At 72.1% G+C, this 24,318-nt stretch carries 19 protein-coding genes; 4 read left to right on the top strand and 15 right to left on the bottom strand.

The window, feature by feature from the left end; genetic code table 11:
• The 3 genes from GL259_RS10905 to GL259_RS10915 form a co-directional block, all read right to left on the bottom strand.
• Positions 1-1,329, bottom strand: coding sequence for an ABC transporter substrate-binding protein (locus GL259_RS10905; RefSeq protein ID WP_159531564.1), 1,329 nt, complete (start codon positions 1,327-1,329; stop codon positions 1-3).
• Positions 1,330-1,369: 40 nt separating this feature from the next.
• Complete coding sequence (locus tag GL259_RS10910; protein WP_159538545.1) at positions 1,370-2,992, bottom strand: glycoside hydrolase family 13 protein; 1,623 nt, start codon at positions 2,990-2,992, stop codon at positions 1,370-1,372.
• 205 nt (positions 2,993-3,197) lie between these two features.
• Positions 3,198-4,469 (bottom strand): ABC transporter substrate-binding protein, encoded by a 1,272-nt coding sequence (locus GL259_RS10915; RefSeq protein ID WP_159531566.1) that lies wholly within the window; start codon positions 4,467-4,469, stop codon positions 3,198-3,200.
• A 127-nt stretch (positions 4,470-4,596) separates the two neighbouring features.
• Here GL259_RS10915 and GL259_RS10920 point away from each other — a divergent pair, with 127 nt between their 5' ends.
• The 3 genes from GL259_RS10920 to GL259_RS10930 are packed head-to-tail and all read left to right on the top strand — an operon-like array spanning position 4,597 to position 8,200.
• Entirely contained in the window at positions 4,597-5,112 is a 516-nt protein-coding gene (locus GL259_RS10920; protein WP_159531568.1) for a PadR family transcriptional regulator, read from the top strand.
• Positions 5,109-5,861 carry an ABC transporter ATP-binding protein gene (locus GL259_RS10925; RefSeq protein WP_159531570.1) on the top strand — a complete coding sequence of 251 codons (753 nt, stop codon included), beginning with the start codon at positions 5,109-5,111 and terminating at the stop codon, positions 5,859-5,861. The genes GL259_RS10920 and GL259_RS10925 overlap by 4 nt, the downstream gene beginning before the upstream one ends.
• Before the next feature lie 56 nt (positions 5,862-5,917).
• Positions 5,918-8,200 (top strand): FtsX-like permease family protein, encoded by a 2,283-nt coding sequence (locus tag GL259_RS10930; protein ID WP_159531572.1) that lies wholly within the window; start codon positions 5,918-5,920, stop codon positions 8,198-8,200.
• Between the two features lie 11 nt (positions 8,201-8,211).
• Here the strand turns inward: GL259_RS10930 and GL259_RS10935 are convergent, their stop codons facing one another.
• The 12 genes from GL259_RS10935 to uvrC form a co-directional block, all read right to left on the bottom strand.
• Positions 8,212-9,189, bottom strand: a complete 978-nt coding sequence (locus tag GL259_RS10935) for a proline-rich domain-containing protein (RefSeq protein WP_159531574.1) — start codon at positions 9,187-9,189, stop codon at positions 8,212-8,214.
• A 90-nt stretch (positions 9,190-9,279) separates the two neighbouring features.
• Positions 9,280-10,935 carry a glucose-6-phosphate isomerase gene (gene pgi, locus GL259_RS10940; RefSeq protein ID WP_159531576.1) on the bottom strand — a complete coding sequence of 552 codons (1,656 nt, stop codon included), beginning with the start codon at positions 10,933-10,935 and terminating at the stop codon, positions 9,280-9,282.
• 243 nt (positions 10,936-11,178) lie between these two features.
• Positions 11,179-11,514: an RNA polymerase-binding protein RbpA gene (locus tag GL259_RS10945; RefSeq protein ID WP_003976875.1), complete on the bottom strand. Its 336-nt coding sequence runs from the start codon at positions 11,512-11,514 to the stop codon at positions 11,179-11,181.
• Between the two features lie 222 nt (positions 11,515-11,736).
• Complete coding sequence (gene secG, locus GL259_RS10950; RefSeq protein WP_016826779.1) at positions 11,737-11,967, bottom strand: preprotein translocase subunit SecG; 231 nt, start codon at positions 11,965-11,967, stop codon at positions 11,737-11,739.
• A gap of 101 nt (positions 11,968-12,068) precedes the next feature.
• Positions 12,069-12,845, bottom strand: coding sequence for a triose-phosphate isomerase (gene tpiA, locus GL259_RS10955; RefSeq protein ID WP_159531578.1), 777 nt, complete (start codon positions 12,843-12,845; stop codon positions 12,069-12,071).
• A gap of 6 nt (positions 12,846-12,851) precedes the next feature.
• The gene (locus GL259_RS10960; protein WP_159531580.1) at positions 12,852-14,063 is read right to left on the bottom strand and encodes a phosphoglycerate kinase; all 1,212 of its coding nucleotides are present in this window, start codon (positions 14,061-14,063) and stop codon (positions 12,852-12,854) included.
• Between the two features lie 146 nt (positions 14,064-14,209).
• Positions 14,210-15,217 carry a type I glyceraldehyde-3-phosphate dehydrogenase gene (gene gap, locus GL259_RS10965; protein WP_159531582.1) on the bottom strand — a complete coding sequence of 336 codons (1,008 nt, stop codon included), beginning with the start codon at positions 15,215-15,217 and terminating at the stop codon, positions 14,210-14,212.
• 228 nt (positions 15,218-15,445) lie between these two features.
• Complete coding sequence (locus GL259_RS10970) at positions 15,446-18,400, bottom strand: M14 family metallopeptidase (protein WP_159531584.1); 2,955 nt, start codon at positions 18,398-18,400, stop codon at positions 15,446-15,448.
• A gap of 155 nt (positions 18,401-18,555) precedes the next feature.
• On the bottom strand, positions 18,556-19,545 hold the full coding sequence (gene whiA / locus GL259_RS10975; protein ID WP_159531586.1) for a DNA-binding protein WhiA: 990 nt from the start codon (positions 19,543-19,545) through the stop codon (positions 18,556-18,558).
• Entirely contained in the window at positions 19,536-20,603 is a 1,068-nt protein-coding gene (yvcK, locus tag GL259_RS10980; protein ID WP_159531588.1) for a uridine diphosphate-N-acetylglucosamine-binding protein YvcK, read from the bottom strand. The genes whiA and yvcK overlap by 10 nt, the downstream gene beginning before the upstream one ends.
• Entirely contained in the window at positions 20,600-21,604 is a 1,005-nt protein-coding gene (gene rapZ, locus GL259_RS10985; RefSeq protein ID WP_159531590.1) for an RNase adapter RapZ, read from the bottom strand. The genes yvcK and rapZ overlap by 4 nt, the downstream gene beginning before the upstream one ends.
• The gene (uvrC, locus tag GL259_RS10990; RefSeq protein WP_159531592.1) at positions 21,601-23,688 is read right to left on the bottom strand and encodes an excinuclease ABC subunit UvrC; all 2,088 of its coding nucleotides are present in this window, start codon (positions 23,686-23,688) and stop codon (positions 21,601-21,603) included. The genes rapZ and uvrC overlap by 4 nt, the downstream gene beginning before the upstream one ends.
• A gap of 184 nt (positions 23,689-23,872) precedes the next feature.
• Here uvrC and GL259_RS37620 point away from each other — a divergent pair, with 184 nt between their 5' ends.
• Entirely contained in the window at positions 23,873-24,037 is a 165-nt protein-coding gene (locus GL259_RS37620; protein ID WP_166461467.1) for a hypothetical protein, read from the top strand.
• Positions 24,038-24,318 lie beyond the last annotated feature (281 nt).

Here is a 24,318-nt window from a genome sequence, read left to right on the forward strand (position 1 = left end):
TCAGTTCCCGTACGCCTTGGCCGCGGCGTCCTCGAGCTCGGCCGCGGTCTTCTCCGGGTCGGACGGGTCGCGCAGGAAGTCCTGGAGGATCTTCCACTCGCCGGCGCCCTTGGTGCCGCCGAAGGCCGCGGGGGCCTGGTCGGACATGTCGAAGCGGACCGAGTCGCCGGCCGCGACCAGGGACTCGGCGGTGGCGCGGGTGACGTCGTCACCGTAGGCGGAGAGGTCGAGCTTCTTGTTCGGGGAGAGGAAGCCGCCGGCCTCGGCCCACACGGCGGCGGCCTCGGGGGTGGCCAGGTACTCCAGCAGCGCCATGCCGGCCTTGCTGTTCTTGCCGTCCTCGAGGACGACGGCCGCGTCGCCGCCGCTGACCACGGGGGCCTTGCCGGAGCCGACCGGCGGGAAGGGGAAGAAGTCGGCGTCGGTGCCGATGCTCTTGCCGAACTGGTCCTTGGCGACGCCCGCGACGAAGTCGCCCTCGTAGACCATGGCGGCCTCGGCCTTCGGGCCGAAGACCTTCTCCACCGAGCCGGGGAAGTCGGTGTTGAGGGCCTCCTTGCGGCCGCCCGCGACGAGCTGCTCGTCCTTGAACAGCTTGCCGAGGGTGGTGAGCGCCTCGACCACGGTCGGGTCGGTCCACTTGATCTCGTGCGCGGCGAGGGCGTCGTACTTCTCGGGCCCGGCCTGGGAGAGGTAGACGTTCTCGAACCAGTCGGTGAGCGTCCAGCCGTCCTGTCCGGCGACGGAGAAGGCGGCGAGACCGGAGTCGGAGACGGTCCGCCCGTCCTTCAGCATGGCGTCGTAGGTCTTGGGCGGCGTGACGCCGGCCTGCTCGAGGGCCTCGGGGCTGTACCAGACGGTCGACTTGTGGGCGGCCTTGAAGTACAGGCCGTACAGGGTGCCGTCGACGCTGCCGTAGTCCTGCCACACCTTCGCGAAGTTGGCGCCCACGGTGGACCGGACCTTCTCGTCCAGCGGCTTCAGCCAGCCCTTCTCGGCGAACTGCTTGAGCACGCCGACCTGCGGGACCATCACGACGTCGGGGGCGTTGCCGCCCTCGATCTTGCTGCCGACGACGGTGGAGACGTTGTCGCCGGTGGAGACGAACTGGGTCTTGGCGCCGGTCTTCTCGGTGAAGGCGTCCAGCACCTTCTGGAAGTTCTTCTGCTCGCTGCCGGACCAGACGCCGGCGACGGTGACGGTCTGGCCCTGGAGCGCCTTGTCGCCGCCGCCGGCCGTGACGGGTTCGCCGCTGCCGCAGGCGGTCGCGCCGACGGCGAGGACGAGGGCGGTGCATCCGGTGAGCAGGGTGGTACGTCGTCGCATCATCGTTGATGTCCCTTCGGGTGTACGGAGGTCGAGCGGGGTTTCAGGAGCCGCTGATCCACCAGGCGGCGGTGGAGCCGGGGAGCACCCCGGGCGGGCACGGGCCGCTGGCGAGCAGCGGGGTGCCGGGGACCGGGGCGGGTACGGGGGCGGTGCCGAAGTTGACGGCGCAGACCAGGTCGTCGCCGCGGACGAAGGCGAGGACGCCGGGCTGGGTGTCCAGCCAGCGCAGTGTTCCCTCGCCCAGCTGGGGCAGGGCGGCGCGCAGTTGCAGGCCGTCGCGGTACAGGTGCCAGAAGGAGCGGGTGTCGGCCAGCGCGCGGTCGGTGGCGTGCTCGGCGAACCACTCGGGCTGCGGCAGCCAGGGTTTGGCGCCCTCGGCACCCGAGGTGAAGCCGAACGGGGAGGCCTGTCCGGACCAGGGCAGCGGCACCCGGCAGCCGTCGCGGATCCGGGCCCGGCTGCCGGTACGGCGGAAGATCGGGTCGGTGAGCACGTCGTCGGGCAGGTCGACGACCTCGGGCAGGCCCAGCTCCTCGCCCTGGTAGATGTACGCGGCGCCGGGCAGCGCCAGCATCAGCAGCGCGGCGGCGCGGGCGCGGGCGGGGCCGAGACCGCTGCCCTCGGGGGCGGGTTCGCCGTAGCGGGTGACGGTGCGGACCTGGTCGTGGTTGTTGAGGACCCAGGTGACGGTCGAGCCGGTGCCGGCTATGTCCTGCATGGCCTCGGAGATGACCTTGCGGAAGGCGTCGGCGTCCCAGGGGGCGCCGAGCAGGTCGAAGAAGAACGCCTGGTGGAGCTCGTCCGGGCGGACGTACCGCGCGTGCTCGCGGGCGGTGGGCACGGAGACCTCGCCGACCAGGAGGCGTTCGCGGCCGTCGCGGGCGGCGTACTCCTCGCACACCGCGCGCCAGTGCCGCCACACCTCGTGCACCTCGGGCTGGTTCCAGGCGAGCGGGTTGACCGAGTCGCGGGTGCGGGCGTCGGCCTCCGGATCGGGTGAGTCGGGCAGTTCGGGGTGCTTGAACAGCCCGGCGGCGACGTCGATGCGGAAGCCGTCGACGCCCCGGTCCAGCCAGAAGCGCAGGGTGCGGTCGAACTCCGCGGCGATCTCGGGGTTGCGCCAGTTCCAGTCCGGCTGCTCGGGGGTGAACATGTGCAGGTACCACTGGCCGGGCCGGCCGTCCGGCTCGGTGACGCGGGTCCAGGCGGGGCCGCCGAACATGGCGTGCCAGTTGTTGGGCGGCTCGGCGCCGCCCGGTCCGCGGCCGTCGGCGAAGTGGAAGCGGGCGCGCTGCGGGCTGCCGGGCGGTGCGGCGAGCGCCTCGCGGAACCAGGGGTGCTCGCTGGAGCAGTGGTTGGGGACGATGTCCAGCAGGACCTTGATGCCGAGCCGGCGGGCGGCCCCCACCAGCCGGTCGAACTCGGCGAGGTCGCCGAAGACCGGGTCGACGTCGCAGTAGTCGGCCACGTCGTAGCCGTGGTCGTGCTGCGGTGAGGGGTAGAAGGGGCTCAGCCAGATCCCGTCCACGCCGAGCTTCTTCAGGTACGGCAGTCCCGCCCTGACCCCGGCGAGATCGCCGATGCCGTCACCGGTGCTGTCCAGGAAGCTGCGGACGTACACCTGGTAGATCACTGCGTCGCGCCACCAGCGGTGGGTGTCGATGTGCTTGGGACTCACCCCGTCGACCTGTCTGTGCGTGCGTACGGTTATGCATGCATGTTAAGTAGGCGTGTCGCGAGGGTGTCAATGAACGTACGGCGGATTACCCGGGAGTTGACCTGGTCACATCTGGATGTAATGGTGCACGTCGGACACAGATGAGACGTCCGCGTTACTTAACGAGTAACTACGACGATCTCCGTGAGGGCTACCGGGAGGACACGGCGGCGAGCTCGCGCGCCAGTCGCCGCACCGCCGCTTCGGGCGTCTGCCGCCCGGCCATCGCGTCGTGCACGACGGCCTGCACCACCAGGCTCACCTGGTCGTAGTGCGGGCTCTTGGGGCGCGGGGCGGCGGCGAGCACGCTCTCGCGCAGGGTCGGCAGGTACGGGAACCGCCGGACCAGTCCGGGGTCGTCGTACAGCGCGGCCCGCACCGGCGGCAGCGCGCCGCGCGTGAGGACCTGGCGCTGGACGCGTTCGCTGGTGAGGTACGCGATCAGGCGCGCGGCGGAGTCGGGGTGCCGGGCGTGGCTGCTGACGGCCAGGTTCGAGCCGCCCAGGACGCTGGTCCCCGGGCCGTCCGGTCCGGGCAGCGGTACGGCGCCGACCTTGCCGGCGACCTTCGAGCCCGGGGCGGAGGCGGCGACGTAGGCGTAGGGCCAGTTGCGCAGGAAGAGCAGCCGGCCGTCCTGGAAGGCCTGTTTGGACTCCTCCTCCTTGTACGTCAGCGCCTCCTTCGGGATCCAGCCCTCGCGGACCCCGCGCGCCAGGAAACCGATGCCCTCCCTGGCCCCCCGGGAGTTCACGGTGACGCGCTCGCCCTCGTCGCCGAGGATGGTGCCGCCGGCCGAGTAGACGGCCTCGGCCGCGTTGACGGTCAGGCCCTCGTAGGGCAGGAACTGGCCCGCGTAGCCGTCCAGGCCGTGCTCCGGGGCGACGGTCCTGGCGGCCCGCTCCAGCTCGGCCCAGGTGCGCGGCGGCTCGACGCCCTCCTCGGCGAGGACGTCCTTGCGGTACAGGAGCAGCCCGGCGTTGGTGACGTACGGGACGGCGTGGAGCCGGCCGTCGTAGGTCGCCGTGTCCACGACCCGGGGCAGGAAGGTGCCGAGCGGGAAGCGGTCGCGGGGCAGCGGGCGGATCCAGCCGGCGGCGGCGAACTCCGAGGTCCAGCTGACGTCGATGTTGAGCACGTCGAACCGGCCGCGCTCGCCGCCGCGCAGGTCGGTGATCATCTGCGCGCGGGTCTCGTCGGCCGAGTCGGGCAGCTCGACGAGGGTGACCTCCTCGCCGGGGTGGGTGCGGTTCCAGCCCTCGAGGACGGAGCCGAGATAGCCGGTGAGGTCGCCCGCGGTGGCCAGGGTGAGCGGGCCGCGGCCGTCCGCGCCGGCCTCGCCGGCCCGCGCGCCGGAGGCGACGTAACCGGTCAGGACCACGATCAGGACGAGGAGGCCTCTACCCGCGGCACGGATCCACCGCATAGGTTCCTCCCTGTACACCGGCACCCGGTCACCCTCGTCCGGGAGTCAGAGGCCATGTATACCTGTTAGGTATGAGCGATACTAGGGCCTGCGGCACATTACCCAGGTTGCGAGGAGGAGAGCACGAGTGCGGCTGCCCCTCCTGGCCCTGCTCGCGCGCGGCCCGGCCCACGGCTACGAGCTCAAGCAGGACCTTGAGCAACTGCTGGGCTCCGCGTACCCTCAGCCGAACGTCGGCCAGATCTACGTCACCCTCGGCCGCCTCGAGAAGTCGGGACTGATCGAGGGCGAGGACGTCGAGCAGTCGAGCCGGCCCAACAAGAAGGTCTACCACCTCACCGACGCCGGACGGGAGGCGCTGGGCGCCTGGTACGAGGAGACGGCGGACGAGCCGCGGGTACGGGACGAGTTCTTCATGAAGCTGGCCCTGGCCCCGCGGACCGGTCTCGCCGACCAGATCGCCCTGATCAACAAGCAGCGGCGCCAGTACCTCAACACCATGCGGCAGTTGTCGAAGCTGGCCGCCGCCGAAGACCGGGACAACCGCATCGCCCATCTGCTGATCGAGGGCGCGATGCTGCACCTGCAGGCCGATCTCGACTGGCTGGAGCGGTGTCAGGAAGAGCTGGAGGAGCTTCAGTGAGCGAGAGCACCGCTGAAGTGCTGCGCGCCGAAGGCCTGGTCAAGACGCACCACGGCGAGGGCGCCCCGGCGCACGCCGTGCGCGGGGTCGACCTGCGCGTGACGCGCGGCGAGTTCGTCGCCATCACCGGCCCGTCCGGCGCGGGCAAGTCGACGCTGCTGCACCTGCTCGGCGGCCTGCAGCGGCCGGACGCGGGCAGCATCTGGCTGGACGGCGAGTGCACCGACGCCTACGGCGAGGCCCGCTGGGCCGTGGAGCGCCGCAGGCGGATCGGGATCGTCTTCCAGTTCTTCAACCTCGTCTCCGACCTGTCGGTCGCCGACAACGTGGAACTGCCCGCCCTGCTCGCCGGCGTGTCCCCGAGGAAGGCCCGCGCCGAGCGCGAGGAGCTGCTGGCCGAGCTGGGGCTCCAGGGCAAGGAGCGGAGCATGCCGGGCGAGCTGTCCGGCGGTGAGCAGCAGCGGGTCGCCCTGGCCCGGGCGCTGGTCAACCACCCCCCGCTGCTGCTGGCCGACGAGCCCGCGGGCAGCCTGGACAGCAAGGGCACCCGCGAGGTGATGCGGCTGCTGTCCCGCTTCCACCGACGCGGCCAGACGATCCTGCTGGTCACCCACGACGCCCGGCTGGCCAGCGCCGCGGACCGGGTGATCAGCTTCTTCGACGGGCGGATCGTCGACGACGCGGAACTCGACGGCGGCCCGCCGCCGCACCGGACCGGGATATCGGGTGTGCTGGAGCTCAAGGACTGACCTGCCGTGACCGACCTGACGTTCCACGACCGCCGCGCGCCGAGGGGCTGAGACCGGTGCGGGCGACCCTGCGCTGGGCGCACTCCGATCTGCGCACGCACCGTGGCGAGGCGCTGTTCCTGGTCCTCGCCACCGCGGGCATCGTCGCGTCCCTGCTGCTGGCCACGGCCCTGTTCGGGTACGCGACCAACCCCTGGCAGCGCGTCTTCACACAGGCGCACGGCGCGCACGTGACGCTGCACACCACCGCCTCCGCCGACGCCGGGGAACTGGCCGGCCTGGACGGCGTGGACTCCGTCGCCGGCCCCCACCCCACCGCCTCGGTCACCCTCGCCTCGCGCGGCAGCCGCGCCTCCGTCGAACTGCGCGGCACCGACGGACGCCCCGGCGTGGGCCGCCCGCTGGTCACCTCCGGGCGCTGGCTGGACCCGGCCGTCCCCGACGGCGTGGTCCTGGAGAGCCGGCTCGCCGGTGCGCTGCTGGCGGCACCCGGTGACACCCTGACCGTGCCCGGCACCGCGCGGAGACTGACCGTCGTCGGCGTCGCCGACAGCGCCGAGCCGCGCTACCGGCCCGGTGAGCGGTCCGGCCTGGTGTGGGCCCTTCCGTCGGCCGTGACGGACCCGGACGGGCAGGTGATCGGGCTCAGGCTGACCGACCCCGGCGACACCGGGTACGCCGTGCAGCGGGCCGTGACCGTGCTGGGCGCCGGGGCGATCGGCGAGGTCGCCACCTGGCAGCAGGCGCGTGCCGAGGCCCAGGGCGACAACCGGCTGCTCGGCCAGGTGCTGGGCCTGTTCGGGCTGGGCGCGCTGATCGCCGCCGGGTTCGCCGTGCACGGGGCGATCTCCACCCGGATCCGGGGGCATCTGCGGGACATCTCGATCCTCAAGGCGATCGGCTTCACCCCCGGCCAGGTCGTCCGCGTCTTCCTGGTCCAGCACCTGGTCTACGCCCTGCTGGGCGCCGCGGCCGCCGCCGTGCTCACCGAGGCGCTGGGCAGCGCGACACCGGGGCGGCTCGGCGACGCGGTCGGCGTGTGGCAGGGGCTGCCCGGGCACACCGTGACGCTGTTCGCGGTGCCGGTGGGGGCGGTGCTGTTCATCGGCGCGACCACCGGGCTCGCCGCCTGGCGGGCGGGCCGGGTGCCGCCGGTGCCGGTGCCGCGGCCCACCGCTGCGCGGGCCGGGCGGCTGACGGGCGTGGCGCGGCGGGCGCTGGGATCACGGGTGCCGCCGGCGCTGGTGCTCGGCTGGCACAAGGCGTTCACGCGCCACCCGCGTTCCCTGGGCGCGGTGGCCCGGCTGGCGCTGCCGCTGCTGCTGATCGTGGTGGCGATGAGCGCGTGGACCACCCTCGACCGCTTCCACAGCGCCCCCGAGCGGATGGGACTGCCCACCGCCCTCAGCGTCCGCGCGGACGCCGGCACGGCCGAGCGGGAGGTCCGCGCCCTGCTGGAGCGCGATCCCGGGGTCGCCGCCGCCTACCCGGGCGTGGAGGTGGCCGCCCTGGTGCCCGGCCAGACGGCCACCATCGCCCTGCGCGGTCTCGGCACCCACCGGGAGCCGTACCCGTTCACGCTGGCCGAGGGCCGTGCCGCGCGCGGCCCCGACGAGGCGGTGGCCGGGCAGGGGCTGCTCGACCTGCTGCACGTCCGGGTCGGCGACTGGGTGCGGATGACCGTCGGCGACCGGCCGCAGATCCTGCACATCGTCGGCCGCAGCATCGAACCGGAGAACGCCGGCCGGACCATCTCCACCTCGCTCGACACCCTCCGCGCCAACGACCCGGACCTCCGGCCGACCCTCCACCAGCTCCGCCTGGAACCCGGCGCCGACCCGGAGGCGGTGGCCGGCCGGCTGACCGAGGCCGGGCGCGGTCATCTCGACGTGCACGCCGTGACCAATCCGGCCGACGGGCTGTCCCCGCTGCGGGCGGTGGTCCTCGGGCTGATCGTGGTCCTCGCGCTGATCGGGCTGATCGAGCTGCTGACGGTGATCGGCGGCACGGTCCGCGAGGGCGAGCGCGACCTGCTGGCGCTCAAGGCCATCGGCCTCTCCCCCCGGCAGATCACCGCGATCACGGTCACGGCCACCTCCGGTACCGCGCTGGCGGCCGTGCTCGTCGCCACGGCCCTGGGGCTGCCGCTGGCGCACTGGCTGATCGACGCCCAGGGCGGATCGAGCGGCATCGGCGCCGGGATCGCCCAGGGGCCCTCCCCCGTGCTCCTGCTGCTGCTCGGGGCGGCCGCCGTGCTGGGCGCCGCCGCCCTCGCCGCCCTCCCGGCCGCCCGCGCGGCCCGCCGCCGCCTCGCGGACACGCTGGGCGCGGTCGCCTGAGCCCCGCGGGATCAGCCGCCGTAGGGGCCGTGCGGGTTCCGCGGAGGGTACGGCGGCCGGGCGTGCGGGTGCTGCGGGCCGGGCGCGTACGGGTTGCCACCCGCTCCGGGCGCGTACGGCGGCTGCGGGTACGGGGCGTACGGGCCGCCTGCCGCGGGCGCGTGCGGGGGGCCGTAGGGGTTGCCCTGCGGCGGCACGTGCGGCAGTCCCGTCGGCGGCATCGGCGGGACGGGACCCGGCAGGGCCGGAAGGCTCGCCGGGTGCGTGCCCAGCCGGACACCGTAGCGCCGCTTCAGCCGACCCGTCTCCAGCAGCGCGATCGCCGTGACCGTGACGGGCGCGCCCAGGATGAAGACGATGCCCATGGTGAGGCCGAGCCCGTGCAGATCCCCGGTGACGAGGTCGGGGATCGCCATCAGCCAGCTGGTCACCGTGGCGAGGAGCGCCGGAAGACAGCGGTGGACGGCGGCCGTGCCGAAGAAGTTCCCCGAGACCCGCACGGCTCCGGAGACGACGAAGACGAGGAGCCACATCATCGTCAGGCCGACCCCCATGGTCAGCAGCATGTTTCCCGACGAGTTCGTCGTCTGCACCAGCAGCACCAGCCCGACGACACAGCCGATGAACAGCAGGAGCAGCTTGAGGGCGTTGAGCAGCGGCACCCGCAGCTGCCGTACCGTGCCGGTGCGCCGCCAGACGAAGAGCATCACGCCGACCGTCAGCGGGGTGAGGAACAGCAGGACGGCCGAGGCGGTCAGCGCGTTCTCCATCAGCTCCGTGAGGGAGAAGCCGCCCTCGACGAAGGTGTAGACGCCCAGCGACGCCACCGCCCCGGCGATGATCCGGAACCGCTTGAGCCGCTCGATGGACGGATCCAGGGAGTCCGGGATCCACGCGGGGTGGAACACCGCCCGCGCGGCCTTGTGGGGCCTGAGGAAGGACCCGACCGTCAGCGTGCCACCGGTCCAACTCCCGTGCGTACGTGCCACTTCGTGCTCCCCCGAGCGCTCGCCGTGATGATCGCCGGGGATTCTACGGGAAGCGGGCGGCGCCCTGCCGCCCGCTTTCCCGCGCCCTGCTCACCGCCGGCCGCGCAGCTCCCGGTAGGCGCTGACGAGGGCCTGGGTGGAGGCGTCCAGGCCGGGCACGTCGGCGCCCTCGGTGAGGGCGGGCTCGACGCGCTTGGCGAGCACCTTGCCCAGTTCCACGCCCCACTGGTCGAAGGAGTCGATGTCCCAGACGGCGCCCTGCACGAACACCTTGTGCTCGTACAGCGCGATCAGCTGGCCGAGGACCGACGGGGTCAGTTCGGTGGCCAGGATCGTCGTGGTGGGGTGGTTCCCCTTGAACGTCCTGTGCGGCACCAGTTCCTCCGGCACCCCTTCGCCGCGCACCTCGTCCGGGGTCTTGCCGAAGGCGAGGGCCTGGGTCTGGGCGAAGAAGTTGGCCATCAACAGGTCGTGCTGGGCCTGGAGTTCACCGCTCAGCTCGGCGACCGGCCGGGCGAAGCCGATGAAGTCCGCCGGGATCAGCTTCGTGCCCTGGTGGATCAACTGGTAGTAGGCGTGCTGCCCGTTGGTGCCGGGCGTGCCCCACACCACGGGCCCGGTCTGCCACTCCACCTCGCGCCCGTCCCGGCCGACGTACTTGCCGTTGGACTCCATGTCGAGCTGCTGGAGGTAGGCGGTGAACTTCGACAGGTAGTGCGAGTACGGCAGCACCGCGTGCGACTGGGCGCCGAGGAAGTTGTTGTACCAGACGCCCAGCAGGCCCAGCAGCAGCGGCGCGTTGGCCTCGGCGGGCGCGGTGCGGAAGTGCTCGTCGACCAGGCGGAACCCGTCGAGCATCTCCCGGAAGCGGTCCGGGCCGATGGCGATCATCAGCGACAGGCCGATCGCCGAGTCGTAGGAGTAGCGCCCGCCGACCCAGTCCCAGAACTCGAACATGTTCGCCGTGTCGATGCCGAACTCGGCGACCTTGTCCGCGTTGGTCGACAGGGCCACGAAGTGCCGGGCGACCGCCTTCTCGTCGCCCCCCAGGCCGGCCAGCAGCCACGAGCGCGCCGAGGTGGCGTTGGTGACCGTCTCGATGGTGGTGAAGGTCTTGGACGCGACGACGAACAGCGTCTCGGCCGGGTCCAGGTCGCGCACCGCCTCGTGCAGGTCGGCGCCGTCCACGTTGGACACGAACCGGAACGTCAGCGAGCGGTCGGTGTACGCCCGCAGCGCCTCGTAGGCCATCGCCGGGCCCAGGTCGGAGCCGCCGATGCCGATGTTGACGACGTTGCGGATCGGCCTGCCGGTGTGCCCGGTCCACTCACCGGAGCGGACCCGCCCGGCGAAGTCGGCCATCCTGTCGAGCACCGCGTGCACGGCCGGGACGACGTCCTCGCCGTCGACCTCGATCACCGCGTCCCGCGGGGCGCGCAGCGCGGTGTGCAGCACGGCCCGGTCCTCGGTGGTGTTGATCCTCTCCCCGCGGAACATGGCGTCGCGCAGCCCGAACACGCCGGTGGCCTCGGCCAGCTCCCGCAGCAGGGCGAGCGTCTCGTCGGTGACCAGGTGCTTGGAGTAGTCGACGTACAGGTCACCGACCCGGAGGGTGTACGCGGTGCCGCGGCCGGGGTCGGCGGCGAACAGCTCGCGCAGGCGCACCTCGCCGAGTTCCTCCCGGTGCTTGGCCAGTGCGCTCCACTCGGGCGTCTGGTTGAGCCTGGTACGGCCGTCTGCGTTCATCTGGGACTTCAGCCTTCTTCCTTGCTGCCTGTGCTGCGTACCTGCCCCGCTGCCGGTCCCAACCTAATGGAGCGGCGGTGGACGCGAGTTGTCGTGGTGCCGTCGTACGGCGCAACAACAGGTACGTCCGGCCGGCCCACGGGTGTCAGCGGTCGGCCCAGGGGGTGTCGGCACGGCGGCACGGCACATGCGAGGAAACGGCTCCGGCCAGGCCCTCACGGGCGTCCGGCCGGTCCTCGGCCGCTAGATCTCGCCCCGCAGTTTGGCGAGCGCCTCCGCGAGGATCGCCTCGCCGTCCGCGTCGCTGCGCCGCTCCCGCACGTAGGCGAGGTGCGTCTTGTAGGGCTCGGTGCGCGGCGGGTCCGGGGGATTGTCGCGGTCCTGTCCGGCCGGAAAGCCGCAGCGGGGGCAGTCCCAGGTTTCGGGCACCTGCGCGTCGCTGGCGAAGCTCGGCTGTGTCTCGTGCCCGTTGGAGCACCAGAAGGAGATGCGCAGCCGCGGCGCGGACTCGCCGCGCTCGGCCTCGCCCATCGGCCCCGCCCCGACCCGGCTTCCCCGGATCGCGTTGCCACTTGCCACGGTCGTAACTCCCTGCGTGATGGTGCCGCGAAGCGAGTCGGCGTGCCGCTTCGCCGCGAGCGCCTCAGTCTACGTAAGGCCCAACGCGCGTCCAGTGTCCGGAGTTACCACCCCCACGTCCGGACGCAGGCCCCATGATAGGCCGCGCCGTGCCGCGCGTACCGAACATGGGGCCTTACGTGGGGAATGCGCCAGGGGACGGGTGCGGAACGTCCCCTCGGATCAGTTGTTCACCTTCATCATGATGCCGAGCACGACGATGCACGCGAACCAGAGCAGACCGACCACGACGGTGATCCGGTCGAGGTTGCGCTCGGCGACCGAGGAGCCGCCGACGGAGGACTGCATGCCACCACCGAACATGTCGGAGAGGCCGCCGCCCTTCCCCTTGTGCATCAGCACCAGCAGCATCAGCAGCAGGCTGAAGACGATCAGGGCGATGGAGAACCCCAGAACCACGGCTGGACCAACTTCCTCGGATGCGGATGGACGACGCGGGGCCCAGCACAGGGCTGGACCCCGCAAGGGTACGACGGATCGCCGCTAGCGCATACTCACTGGTCGCGGAAGCGGACGATCTTGACGAACTCGTCCGCGTCCAGCGAGGCGCCGCCGACCAGCGCGCCGTCGATGTCGGCCTGCGCCATGATCTCGGCGACGTTGCCGGCCTTGACCGAGCCGCCGTACTGGATGCGGACCTTGTCGGCCAGCTCCTGCGAGTACAGCTCGGCGATCCTGCCGCGGATGGCGGCGCAGACCTCCTGGGCGTCCTCGGCGCCGCAGACCTTGCCGGTGCCGATGGCCCAGACGGGCTCGTAGGCGATCACGACCGACTCGGCCTGCTCGGCCGGGAGGTCCTTCAGGCCGCCCTCGACCTGGGCGAGGGTGTGGGTGACGTGGTTGCCCGCCTCGCGGACCTCCAGCTCCTCGCCGACGCAGAGGATGGGGGTGATGCCGTGCTTGTAGGCGGCCTTCACCTTGGCGTTCACGAGGTCGTCGGTCTCGCCGTGGTACTGGCGGCGCTCGGAGTGGCCGACCGCGACGTAGGTGCACTTCAGCTTGGCCAGCATGGGGCCGGAGATCTCGCCGGTGTAGGCACCGCCGTCGTGCGCCGAGATGTCCTGGGCGCCGTACTTGATCCTCAGCTTGTCGCCGTCGACGAGGGTCTGCACGGACCGCAGGTCGGTGAAGGGCGGCAGGACGGCGACCTCGACGGCCTCGTAGTCCTTGTCGGCCAGGGCGAAGGCGAGCTTCTGGACGTGGGCGATGGCCTCGAGGTGGTTGAGGTTCATCTTCCAGTTGCCCGCCATCAGCGGCGTACGGGTGGTCATTGAGGGTCAGTCCTCCAGTGCGGCGAGGCCGGGGAGCGTCTTGCCCTCGAGGTATTCGAGGGAGGCGCCGCCTCCGGTCGAGATGTGGCCGAATGCCTGCTCGTCGAAGCCCAGGGTACGGACGGCCGCGGCGGAGTCGCCGCCGCCCACCACGGTGAAGCCCGGGGAGTCGACGAGGGCCTGGGCGACCGCCTTGGTGCCCTCGGCGTAGTCGGGGTGCTCGAAGACGCCCATGGGGCCGTTCCAGAAGACGGTGGCGGCGTCGGCGAGCTTCGAGGCGTACAGCTTGCGGGTCTCCGGACCGATGTCCAGGCCCTCCTGGTCGGCCGGGATGGCGTCCGCGGCGACGGTGGTGGGGTGGGTGGCGGCCTTGGCCTTCAGGTCGGGGAACTCGGTGGAGACGAGGACGTCGACCGGGAGGACCAGTTCGACGCCGTTCTTCTCCGCGCGCTCCATGTACTCCTTGACCACCGGGATCTGGTCCTCCTGGAGGAGGGAGATGCCGACCTCGTAGCCCTTGGCCTTGAGGAAGGTGTACGCCATGCCGCCGCCGACGAGGAGCCGGTCGGCCTTGCCGAGCAGCTCGTCGATGACGGCGAGCTTGTCGGAGACCTTGGCGCCGCCGAGGGCGACGACGTAGGGCCGCGCGACGTCCTCGGTGAGCTTCTTCAGGACGCCGACCTCGGTGGCGATGAGGTGGCCGGCGTAGTGCGGCAGGCGGGCCGGGAGGTCGTACACCGAGGCGTGCCGCCGGTGCACCGCGCCGAAGCCGTCGCCGACGTAGAGGTCGGCGAGCTCGGCGAGCCGGTCGGCGAAGGCTCCGCGCTCGGCGTCGTCCTTGCTGGTCTCACCGGCGTTGAAGCGCAGGTTCTCGATGACGGCGACCTGCCCGTCGGCGAGGCCGGCGACGGTGGACGTGGCGGACTCGCCGACGGTGTCCGTCGCGAAGGCCACGTCGGCGCCGAGGAGTTCGCCGAGGCGCGCGGCGGCCGGGGCGAGGGAGAAGGCGGGGTCCGGGGCGCCCTTGGGGCGGCCCAGGTGCGAGGCGACGACCACGCGGGCGCCCGCGCCGGCGAGCGCCTCGACGGTGGGCAGCACCGCGCGGATGCGGCCGTCGTCGGTGATGGTGGTGCCGTCCAGCGGCACGTTGAGGTCGGCGCGGACGAAGACCCGCTTGCCCGCGACACCTTCGGAGAGGAGTTCGTCGATCGTCTTCATGAGGGGCTCCCTGTTGGGGCTCGTGTTCGCTCGTGATCGCTCGTGATCGGAAGAGGGCGGCCGTTCCGATACGCGCGTCAGGGCTCGGACGGCGCGTTGCCGCACCGGCCGAGCCCTGCACTCATATCAGGCTGCCCGCTGACCGATCAGAGCTGGTTGCCCACGAAGACCGTCAGGTCGACGAGACGGTTGGAGTAACCCCACTCGTTGTCGTACCAGCCGATGACCTTCACGTTCTTGCCCTCCTGGACCATGGTCAGGGAGGAGTCGAAGGTGCAGGACGCCGGGGCGTTGACGATGTCGGAGGAGACGATCGCGTCCTCGGTGTACTCGAGGATGCCCTTGAGCTCGCCCTCGGCGGCCTTCTGGAAGGCGGCGTTGACCTCTTCCTTGGTGACCTCGCGGCCGAGCTCGACGACCAGGTCGGTGACCGAGCCGGTCGGGACCGGGACGCGCATGGCCATGCCGTCCAGCTTGCCCTTGAGCTGCGGCAGCACCAGGGCGGTGGCCTTCGCGGCGCCCGTGGTGGTCGGGATGATGTTCTCGGCGGCGGCGCGGGCGCGGCGCAGGTCCTTGTGCGGGAAGTCCAGGATGCGCTGGTCGTTCGTGTACGCGTGGACCGTCGTCATCAGGCCCTTGACGATGCCGAAGTTCTCGTCGAGCACCTTCGCCATCGGCGCCACGCAGTTGGTGGTGCAGGAGGCGTTGGAGATGACGTGGTGGTTGGCCGCGTCGTACTGGTCGTGGTTGACGCCCATCACGATGGTGACGTCTTCGTTCTTCGCCGGGGCGGAGATGATGACCTTCTTGGCGCCGCCGGCGATGTGCTTCTCGGCGTCTTCCTTCTTGGTGAAGATGCCGGTCGACTCGATGACGATGTCGACGCCCAGCTCGCCCCACGGGATGTCGGCGGGGTTGCGCTCGGAGAGCACCTTGATCGTCTTGTCACCGACGGTGATCGTGTCGGCGGTGTGGGAGACCTCCTGCTTGAGGCGGCCCAGGATGGTGTCGTACTTCAGCAGGTGCGCAGTCGTCGCCGTGTCACCCAGGTCGTTGACGGCCACGATCTCGATGTCGGCGCCCTGTTCCAGCAGTGCGCGGAAGTAGTTGCGACCGATGCGGCCAAACCCGTTGATGCCTACGCGGATCGTCACGAACCGATCTCCTCGTTGGTACGCCGGCTCTAGTCGCCGGCGAGCTGTATTTGGGATGTCCCCGACCACTGTCGACCCTACCTCTCCAGGGCCCCGGCCGTGACATCGAGTTGCCCCATACCCGGCAGGGCGGTCCGTACCCGCCAGTAGGGTACGGACCGCCCGAACCGAAGGACTTCTTTTCACTCCTTTTCGCTACAGCGGGTCAGCGTCCGTCGGCGCTTCCGGTCACGCGTCGAGGGCGGCGAGCGCCTTCCTCATCAGCGCGGCCCGGTCCGCCGCCGAGGTGAGGTGCTCCAGGCCGAAGCCCAGCAGCACGGTGTCCTCGGTGGTGACCGCTCCGTGGGTCCGGAAGAGCGCTCCGGTGCGCGCCCAGTCCTTCAGGACGGCGGGGCTCCCCGCGGGCGGTCCGGGGACCTTCCAGGCCCCGAGCGAGGTCTCGAAGCCCTCGGTGTCGGCCGCGACGCCGCCCACCACCAGCGAGGCGTCGTCGGCGAGGACGCCGTGACCGCCGCTGCCCGGGTCGGTGACGTAGCCGATCGAGACCTCGACCGACTTCCCGGCGTAGGCGCTCAGGTCGAACTCCACCTGCCGCCAGCCGTTGGAGGAGCCGGTGAGGCTGTTCCAGGAACCGGTGGTGCCGGTCGCGGTGCAGCCGTCCTCGGCCAGGGTGAGGTAGTGCTCCAGCCAGGGGTGCTCACCGACGTAGAACCCGCCCTCGCACTCGGCGGGCACGGTGGTGCGGGTCGCGCCGCCCGCCTCGGGCAGCGTCGTCCAGTCGTCGGCGCCGGTGGTGTGCGCCTCGACGACGACGTGGTCGTAGCCCGGCTCGGTGTCCCACAGCAGCTGGGTGCGCAGGGTGGGCCGGTCGGCCGCGCTGGTGCCGGTGAGGTCGATGGTGCGGGTGAGGCGCTTGTAGCCGTCGTCGGTGTGGACGGCGGCGGCCATGTGGGAGCCGGCGTACGGCCCGTAGGGGTTGACCGTCCCGGGGAACTGCCCCGCGCCCGCGCTCGCGAACTGCGGGTACCGCTCGGCGGGCAGCTCGTCGGAGGTGACGCCGTAGGTGCCGGCCTGGTCCAGCGGGTTGCCGGGCGCGTCGCCGAGCGGACCGGAGAAGCCGTCCAGCCCGCCGGCCCCGGTGAACCCGGTGACCCCGGAGGTCGAGGTGCGCGTGTAGGCGCCCAGGTAGTACTGGCTGAAGTCGTCCGACAGGGTGCCGCCGCCGAGGTCGACGCTGCCGCCGGCCCGCTCGCCCGCCTCGATCAGCCGGCCGCCCTCGTTGAGGAAGGCGCGCAGCTGGAGCTGGGTGGCGACGCCCGGGGTGCTCGCACCGGTGTGGTGGACGACGGTGTCGAAGTGGCTCAGCACGCCGAGCGCGTCGGGCGCGCCCTGCTCGGCGACGTCCCAGACGGCCGCCTTCCGGCCGTTGGCCCGGAGGGCGTCGGCGTACTTCTGGGCCTGGACGGCCTTCGCGCCCTCCTCGGCGACCACGAGGACGTCCGCGCGGGGCCGTTCGGCGACGGTGTAGGTGAAGTGCTCGCTGGAGACGTTCTTCCCGCGCCGGTCCTCACCGGTGAACCACACCTCCACCTCGTCGCCGGGGGCGCCGTGCCGCACCTTGGCGCGGTACTCGTCGAAGTAGAGGTTGTCCTCGCCGCCGAACCTCTCGCCGCCCTCGAAGCGCCTGAGGTCCGCCTCGCGCGTACGGCCGCCGTTGACGCGGTACTTGAGCTCCTTGTCGCGCACGGCCCTGCGCACGACGACGGAGACCTCCTGGTCACTGCCGCGGGCGTACGACGTCGTGAACGCGGCCGGGGTGAAGTCGGCGGCCTCCAGGCCGACCGCGGAGGACGGCCGGTCGGGGTGGGCGGCGCTCTCGGCGACGGACAGCGCGAACGGGACGTTCTTGGCGAACTCCTGCTGGATCAGCTTCTCGTCGTCGGGGAAGGTGAAGATCGAGCGGCAGTCGCCGGGCTTCCACGCGTCGTCCGGATCGGCTTCGGAGGCCGTCTGGCAGGTCGACATCTCGGGCGTGAACATCGCCATGCCGTTGACGTTGGCCGCGTGGCCGTCGGCCTCGCCGTTGGTGGTGTACAGCTCGGAGGAGAGCTGCGGGTGGTAGCCGGGGATCGCGGAGTTGCCGGGCGTGCCGGCCAGGGCCCGGTAGAGCACGTCGTCGGGGGTCGGCGTGGCCACCTGCCAGCCGACCCCGTAGAGCAGGAGTTCGGCGGCGGAGTGGTAGTTGATGCCGTAGGTGAAGCCGATCCGCTTCTGGAAGGCGTCGATGGCCTTGGTCTCGGGCTCGGAGCCGGGGCTCGCGCCGCGGTAGGTCTGGCTGGTGGGGTTGGGGGACGAGCCCTCGTCGTCGTAGCCCCACTTGTAGGGGAAGTTGCGGTTGAGGTCGACGCCGTCGCCGGTGCCGATGACGCCGTCGCCGTTGACGTCGCGCAGGTTCTTGCGCCACAGGCGGTTGGCGTCGCTCGCGAAGGTGTGGTCGTAGCCGTCGGGGTTGGCCGACAGGACGAACCACAGCTCGGTGGAGTCGACGATCCTCTTGATCCGCCGGTCCGTCCCGTACTTGTCCAGGTAGTGGTGCATCAGCCGCCGGGTCATCTCCGGGGTGATCCACTCGCGCGCGTGCTGGTTGGACAGGTAGAGGACGGCCGGCCGGGAGCCGTCCTCGCTCTTGCGCGCCTTCTTGGTGATCTTCAGGGCGAGGATGTCCTGGCCCCTGACCGTCTTGCCGATGGAGACGACCTTGGTGAGGTCCGGGTGCTCCCGGGCGGTGCGCAGGATCTCCTCCCTCAGGCCGCCCTCTCCGCTGTAGGGGCGGAAGACGCCCTCGGCCGCGTCCGCGACCCGGTCCTCCGCCCGGGCGGAGAGCGTGTGCTCGGTGAGGTCGACGCCCTGCTCCTCCAGCCGGTCGGCCTGCCGGTCGGTGAGGTAGACCTCGACGGTGCCGGTGCCCTTCTCGGGCACCTGCTCGCCGAGTTCGTGGGCGTCCTGCCCGGCCGCCAGCAGCAGGGGTACCTGCCGGCCGGTGACCTCGGCGCGGAAGACCTTGACCTCCTCCGCGCCGGGAGCCCCGGTGCTCTCCGGTTGTGCCCGGGCGACGGGTGCGACGCTCGCCGAGCCGATCAGGAGCGCGCCGACAGCGAGGATCGATCTCGCTCTATGTCTCATGAACCCCACGACCTCCCCTAGAGGTGGTCCGCCACAGCAGCGAACAGATGCCAGGCTCATGACACATCATGATCGAGTCAAGGGTGCCTCGGCGACACGCGAAGGCCGGTGCCGGTCACCCGAGTGGGCGCCCGCACCGGCCTTTTGACGGAACGTCAGCCCGCGAGGTTGTCGGCGAGCTCCTCGCTGAGATTGGCCTCCGTACCCGGGATGCCGAGGTCGGCGGCGCGCTTGTCGGCCATGGCGAGCAGCCGGCGGATGCGGCCGGCCACGGCGTCCTTGGTCAGCGGCGGGTCGGCCAGCGCGCCCAGCTCCTCCAGGGACGCCTGCTTGTGCTCCATGCGCAGCCGGCCGGCGGCGGCGAGGTGCTCGGGGACGTCCTCGCCGAGGATCTCCAGGGCGCGCTGCACCCGGGCACCGGCGGCGACGGCCGCGCGGGCGGAGCGGCGCAGGTTGGCGTCGTCGAAGTTGGCCAGCCGGTTCGCCGTGGCCCGCACCTCGCGGCGCATCCGGCGCTCCTCCCAGGCCAGCACCGACTCGTGGGCGCCGAGCCGGGTGAGCAGGGCGCCGATCGCGTCGCCGTCGCGCACGACGACCCGGTCCACGCCGCGCACCTCGCGCGCCTTGGCGCCGATCGACAGGCGGCGGGCGGCGCCGACCAGGGCGAGCGCGGCCTCGGGGCCGGGGCAGGTCACCTCCAGGGAGGAGGAGCGGCCCGGCTCGGTGAGCGAGCCGTGCGCCAGGAACGCCCCGCGCCAGGCCGCCTCGGCGTCGCAGGTGGCTCCCGAGACCACCTGCGGGGGCAGGCCGCGGATCGGGCGGCCGCGCCCGTCCACCAGACCGGTCTGGCGGGCCAGCTGGTCGCCGCCCGCGACCACGCGCACGACGTAGCGCGAGCCGCGGCGCAGCCCGCCCGGAGCCATCACGATCAGTTCGGAGCTGTGGCCGAAGATCTCCAGGATGTCCCGCTTGAGCCGGCGGGCCGCCATCGCGGTGTCCAGCTCGGCCTCGATCACGATGCGCCCGCTCACCAGGTGGAGGCCGCCGGCGAACCGCAGGACGGCGGATACCTCCGCCTTTCTGCAGCAGGTCCGGGTGACGGGGAGCCGGGAGATCTCGTCCTTCACCGCTGCCGTCATCGCCATGGGCCGATCCTTCCATGCATCCGAAAAATACGGTCGTACGCGGCGGCCAGCAGCTCCGGGTCGTGCCGGGGGCTTCCGTCGGGCCGGGCCACCGGCGCCAGCTCGACCGCGGCCCCGAACCGCTCGGCGGCGTCGGTCAGGGAGTCCCGGTCGGGCACGGCGGCCTCGTCGGCCAGCACCACGTCCAGGGCGAGTTTAGGGGCGTGTCGTCCCAAAACCTCCAAATGACGCTGCGGGGAGAAGCCCTCGGTTTCTCCCGGCTGCGGGGCGAGGTTCAGGGAGAGTACCCGGCGCGCCTTCGTCTGGACGAGGGCGTCCAGCAGTTCCGGCACGAGCAGGTGCGGGATGACCGAGGAGAACCAGGACCCGGGGCCGAGCACCACCCAGTCCGCGTCGAGGACCGCCTCGACCGCCTCGGGGACGGCGGGCGGGTCGTTGGGCACCAGGTGCACGGACTGGACCTCGCCGGGGGTGAGGGCGACGGTCGCCTGCCCGCGGACGGTCCCCACGTCCTCCGGGCGCCGCGGGTCGTGGCCCTTGACCAGGGCCTGGAGCTCCAGCGGCACCGCGGACATGGGCAGCACGCGCCCGTGCGCGCCCAGCAGCCGGCCCACCAGGTCCAGGGCCTGGACGTGGTCGCCGAGCTGCTCCCACAGGGCGACGATCAGCAGGTTGCCGACCGCGTGCTCGTGCAGGTCGCCCCTGGACTGGAAGCGGTGCTGGATGACCCGGGCCCAGGTCTGGCCCCAGTCGTCGTCGCCGCACAGCGCGGCCAGCGCCTTGCGCAGGTCGCCGGGCGGCAGCACGCCCAGTTCGTCGCGCAGGCGCCCGCTGGAGCCGCCGTCGTCGGCCACGGTGACGACGGCGGTGAGGTCGCCGGTGATCCGGCGCAGCGCGGCGAGCGAGGCGGACAGCCCCATGCCGCCGCCGAGCGCGACGACCTTGGGCTGGGCGCCCCGGCGGCGCGGTCTCGCGCCGCGGGTCTCGGCCGGCCGGCCGGCGCGCCCCTCGGGGACCGCTCGGCGCAGCCGGCTCAGCCGCGGAGTACGTGGTGTCATTCCCGTCCCATGTCCCGGTGGACGACCACCGTCTCCACGCCCTCGGCGGCGAGCCGGGCGGCGAGCTTCTCCGACATGGCGACCGAACGGTGCTTGCCGCCCGTGCAGCCGACGGCGATGGTCACGTAGCGCTTGCCCTCACGACGGTAGCCCGCGGCAACCAGCCGCAGCAGCTCGGCGTACCGGTCGAGGAACTCCTTGGCGCCGGGCTGGTTGAAGACGTACGACGCCACCTCCTCGTTGAGGCCGGTGTACGGGCGCAGCTCCGGGACCCAGTGCGGGTTGGGCAGGAAGCGCATGTCCACGACCAGGTCGGCGTCGACCGGGAGGCCGTACTTGAAGCCGAAGGACATGACGGTGGCCCGCAGCTCGGGCTCCTCCTCACCGGCGAACTGGGCGTCCATCTTGGCGCGCAGCTCGTGCACGTTCAGGCTGGAGGTGTCGATCACCAGGTCGGCGTCGCCGCGCAGCTCGCGCAGCAGCTCGCGCTCGGCGGCTATTCCGTCGACGATGCGGCCGTCGCCCTGGAGGGGGTGCGGGCGGCGCACGGACTCGAAGCGGCGCACCAGCGCCTCGTCGGAGGACTCCAGGAAGACGATCCGCCGGGTGACGCCCCGGGTGTCGAGGTCGGCCAGGGACTCGCGGAGGTTGTCGAAGAAGCGCCGGCCGCGGACGTCGACCACGACGGCGATCCGCGCCACGTTGCCCTGGGAGCGCGCGCCGAGCTCCACCATGGTGGGGATCAGCGCGGGCGGCAGGTTGTCGACGACGAACCAGCCCAGGTCCTCCAGACACTTCGCGGCCGTCGAGCGGCCGGCCCCGGACATGCCGGAGATGATCACCAGCTCGGGGATGGCCGCCTCGGGCGCCCCGGCCTTTTCCTTGCCCGTACTCACCTGTGCTCCGTCGTCCTGGCGTGCGCCGTCGGGGGTGCCGTCCCCGGCGGTCTCCTGCTGCGCCCGCTCCCGCCGTGCCGCGGGTCCCGTCTCGTGCTCGGTCATGTCTCCTGCCCCCGTCGTTCGTCCGGGGCACCCGCGGACACGGGCTCCCCGGGAGAACCCGTGCCCTGCCCGGGTTCTTCCACGTCTTCCATGATCTCGCCCGTCGCCGTGTTCACGGCGGGGGCGGCGGGCGCCGCCGCGGCCAGGGCCGCGGCGACCGTCTCGGCCGTCTTGCGGCCTATGCCCGGAACCTCGCAGATCTGGTCGATTGTCGCCGACCGCAGCTTCTTCACCGAACCGAAGTGCTTGATCAGGGCCTGCTTGCGGGTCTCGCCGAGGCCCGGCACGTCGTCCAGGGGACCGGAGCGGAAGCGCTTGGCGCGCCTGGTGCGCTGGTAGGTGATCGCGAAGCGGTGGGCCTCGTCACGGACCCGCTGGAGCAGGTAGAGGCCCTCGCTGGTGCGGGGCAGCACCACCGGGTCGTCGTCGCCCGGCAGCCACACCTCCTCCAGCCGCTTGGCGAGACCGCAGACGGCGATGTCGTCGATGCCGAGCTCGTCCAGGGCCCGCCGGGCCGCCGCGACCTGCGGCGCGCCGCCGTCGACGACGACGAGCTGGGGCGGGTAGGCGAAGCGCCTGGGGCGGCCGTCGTCCTCGGTGAGGGTGTCCACGGGCGGTTCGGGCAGGCCGTCGGGGGGCGTGCCCCCGCCGTCGTCCTGCCCGTCGGTCCACTCCCCCGTCCGCTCCTTCTCCGCGAGGTAGCGCCGGAAGCGCCGGGTGATCACCTCGTGCATGGAGCGGACGTCGTCCTGCCCGGAGAAGCCCTTGATCTGGAAGCGGCGGTACTCGCTCTTGCGGGCCAGCCCGTCCTCGAAGACGACCATGGACGCCACGACGTCGTCGCCCTGGAGGTGCGAGACGTCGTAGCACTCGATCCTCAGCGGGCCGCCGTCGAGGTCGAGGGCGTCGGCGATCTCCTCCAGCGCGCGCGAGCGCGTGGTGAGGTCGGAGGCGCGCTTGGTCTTGTGCAGCACGAGCGCCTGCTGGGCGTTGCGCTCCACGGTCTCCATCAGGGCCTTCTTGTCCCCGCGCTGCGGGATGCGCAGGGAGACGCCCGAGCCGCGCCGCTCGGCGAGCCACTGCTGGACCGGCTCCACCGGGTCGGGCAGGGCGGGGACCAGGACCTCCCGGGGGACGGCGTCGCCGCTCTCCTCGCCGTAGAGCTGCTGCAGGGCGTGCTCGACGAGGGCACCGGTGGTGATCTCCTCCACCTTGTCGGTGACCCAGCCGCGCTGGCCGCGCACGCGTCCGCCGCGGACGTGGAAGATCTGGACGGCCGCCTCCAGCTCGTCCTCGGCGACCGCGATCAGGTCGGCGTCGGTCGCGTCGGCGAGCACGACCGCGTTCTTCTCCATGGCCTTCTTCAGGGCCTCGATGTCGTCGCGCAGGCGGGCCGCCCGCTCGTACTCCATCTCCTCGGCCGCCCAGGTCATCTGCTTCTCCAGGCGGCGCAGGTACGTGCCCGTGCGGCCGGCCATGAAGTCGCAGAAGTCCTCGGCGAGTCCCCGGTGGTCCTCGGCCGAGACGCGGCCCACGCAGGGCGCCGAGCACTTGCCGATGTAGCCGAGCAGGCAGGGGCGGCCGGTGCGGGCGGCGTTCTTGAAGACGCCGGCCGAGCAGGTGCGCACCGGGAAGACGCGCAGCAGCAGGTCCACGGTGTCGCGGATCGCCCACGCGTGCGCGTACGGGCCGAAGTACCTCACGCCCTTCTTCTTGTGACCGCGCATCACCTGGACGCGCGGGAACTCCTCGTTCATCGTCACCGCGAGGCAGGGGTAGCTCTTGTCGTCGCGGTACTTGACGTTGAACCGGGGGTCGTACTCCTTGATCCAGGAGTACTCCAGCTGGAGCGCCTCGACCTCCGTGGACACCACCGTCCACTCCACGGACGCGGCCGTGGTCACCATGGAGCGGGTGCGCGGGTGGAGCCCGGCCAGGTCCTGGAAGTAGTTCGCCAGGCGCTGACGCAGGCTCTTCGCCTTTCCGACGTAGATCACCCGGCGGTGCTCGTCACGGAACCGGTAGACCCCCGGCGAGTCGGGGATCTCACCCGGTCTGGGGCGGTAGCTGGAGGGGTCGGCCATGTCTCACACCCTACTGGCGGGGGCCGACACTCCGGCGGGGCCGTGACCGCGGGTCCGGTGGGACCGGTGGGGTCCGGCGGGACCCCTGATGCTCCGGACGGGTTACCACCGGCCGGAAGCGGGAAGGTGGGGGGTCCGCCCCTCGGGTGAGCGGCGGACGGTGACGAGTCGGAGGGCCGGTCGGATGCGACGGACGCGGATCGAGAAACCACGACGGCCGGCCCGGGCCCGCCGTCACACGGAGGAGACGGCCGCGCCCGTCGGGTCCTTCGACCCGCGCGATCCCGACATCGTGCGCGCCAAGCGGCTGCGCCTCCTCCAGGAGCGGGACGGGCCCGGTCGCGCGTAGAACGGACCCCGTCGCGCGCGGAGCCGCCGCACCACTCGGGACGAAAACCGCATCCCGGTACGGACCCCAGGGGCCGTTCCGGCCCCCGGGCCGGGACGGCCCCTGGCAGGTGTGCGCCGCTGTCGGGCGTCAGGTGTTGTCGGGACTTGGTCAACACGCTTCAATGCGGGGGAACTCGGGGCCCTGAACGGCGGCGTACGGATGTGAGGACTGCGCCGTGCCGACGGGGGCGGGCTCCGGAGTGCTCCGTGCGAACGGTCTGACCAGCCGTTGTGGACATT

Origin of the sequence: Streptomyces sp. Tu 3180, assembly GCF_009852415.1 — a bacterium.
Lineage (GTDB): Bacteria > Actinomycetota > Actinomycetes > Streptomycetales > Streptomycetaceae > Streptomyces.